The organism is Arthrobacter cavernae (assembly GCF_017368795.1).
GTDB classification, from domain to species: Bacteria; Actinomycetota; Actinomycetes; order Actinomycetales; family Micrococcaceae; genus Arthrobacter; species Arthrobacter cavernae.
Window position 1 is genome coordinate 1 of the sequence record NZ_JAFNLL010000106.1, and the last position, 1,530, is coordinate 1,530.

General features: G+C 61.2%; 2 protein-coding genes. Both read right to left on the reverse strand.

The features are described 5' to 3' along the window. Positions 1-26: 26 nt before the first annotated feature. Positions 27-1,037, reverse strand: coding sequence for a DDE-type integrase/transposase/recombinase (locus J1902_RS18995; protein WP_207617923.1), 1,011 nt, complete (start codon positions 1,035-1,037; stop codon positions 27-29). A gap of 20 nt (positions 1,038-1,057) precedes the next feature. After that, a complete protein-coding gene (locus tag J1902_RS19000; RefSeq protein WP_207617924.1) occupies positions 1,058-1,462 on the reverse strand; it encodes a hypothetical protein in 405 nt (134 codons plus the stop codon). Positions 1,463-1,530: the final 68 nt, after the last annotated feature.

The following is a 1,530-nucleotide window of genomic DNA, read 5'->3' on the forward strand; positions in this document are numbered from 1 at the left end:
CTCGAAAGTTGTCAAGCTGTGTGGAGTCACTGGGCTAGTTTTTGGGGTGTTTTGGTCTCGGGCAGATTGATCCCGACGTGTGTGGCGGGGGCCGGCGTGGTGGGTCGTTGGCGGAATCTTCCTGGGTGTCGTTCGTAGTAGTCCTGGTGGACTTTGTCTCGCTTGTCCCAGAGCTCTTTCCACGAGCCGTCGTGGACTTGTGATGGTGAGAACAGTGCGATGCCTGAGTGTTTGTGATCGGTGCTGTACCAGTGCACATAGCCGGTGGGGTACTCCCTGGCGGCCTCGAGATCGTCAAAGATCCGGGGGTAGCCGGGCCGGTATTTCATCGTGCGAAAGCCTGACTCCGAGAAGGGATTGTCGTTGGAGACGTACGGGCGGTTATGGCTAAGTTCCACGCCGTGGGCGGTGAGGGTGTCACGGAGCAGGTTTGACTTCATGGCCGGGCCTGAATCGGCATGCACGATGAGCGGGGCGCCGTGCCGGGCGATGGCTGTCCTGAACATCTCCGCGGCGAGGTGGTCGGACTCGCGTTCCTCCACCCGCCAGCCGACGATCTCTCGGGAGAAGATGTCCATGATGGAGTACACCTTGAAAACCTTCCCCTGCCACTTGGAATAGACATCGGTGATGTCCCAGGACCAGACCTGGCAGGGGCCGGTGGCCTTGACCACCGGCATCTCAGAGGAACCACGCTTGCCCCCACGCTTGCGCGGGATGGTTGGGCGGGCCTGCTGATCCTCGTACCCTGCCGCGATCCGCCACCACGTGCGGTTGGAGGCGAGCAGCACGCCGTTGTCCCAGGCCGTGGCGAAGGCATGGTCAACGGAGTTGCCCTTCTCCCAACCGGCCAGGATGAACCCCAGGATCCGGTCCTGATGCGCGGTGCTGATCCGGCATTCGTAGGCACGGTCGGCCTGGTGGACCGGGTCCTGCACCGCCGGACGGGGATTGAACCGGTAATGCCAGGTCCCGCGCGACACGCCCGCCAGCTCGAGCGCTGTCCGCTGGGAGCCGATGATCACATGCAGATCCAAGACAAGACTGTTCTCGGCCGCTATGAATCGTTCTGAGCGCTCGTCGGGGTTGTATCGGGCTCTGGCACGCTCAACTCGTGCAAGAGCCCGATAGCTTTTCCCAGCGCGGAATTCGTGTCCTCCAGCTCCTGCACCCGCTTCTGGAGCTTTTCGACTTCGGCACGGTGGGCAGCCATTTCCTTCGCGCGTGCTTTTTCAAACGCGGAGAGTTCACGATTCGTTGGGACCATGCCTCCATGCTCCCGCGGAATCAGGCCACGGTCGATATCGCCCTGGACCATCAGGGTGCGCCACCTGCGGAACGTCCAGTCCGAAACGGACGTCGAGGCCAGCCACTCCTTCCTCGTCCCGTGCGGCTGCAAATAGTACTCATGCATGAACTCACGGATCTCTTCACGCGTAAAACCCTTGTTATCAACGGCCATCGCCGGCTCCTTCAATCAACAGGTAATGAATGACTCACAACCAGCTTGACGATGAGGGGCTCTCTCAC

Excerpts from the sequence above, each read along its gene's own strand:
- J1902_RS19000 (WP_207617924.1), bottom strand. The coding sequence starts at position 1,462 with ATGGCCGTTGATAACAAGGGTTTTACGCGTGAAGAGATCCGTGAGTTC.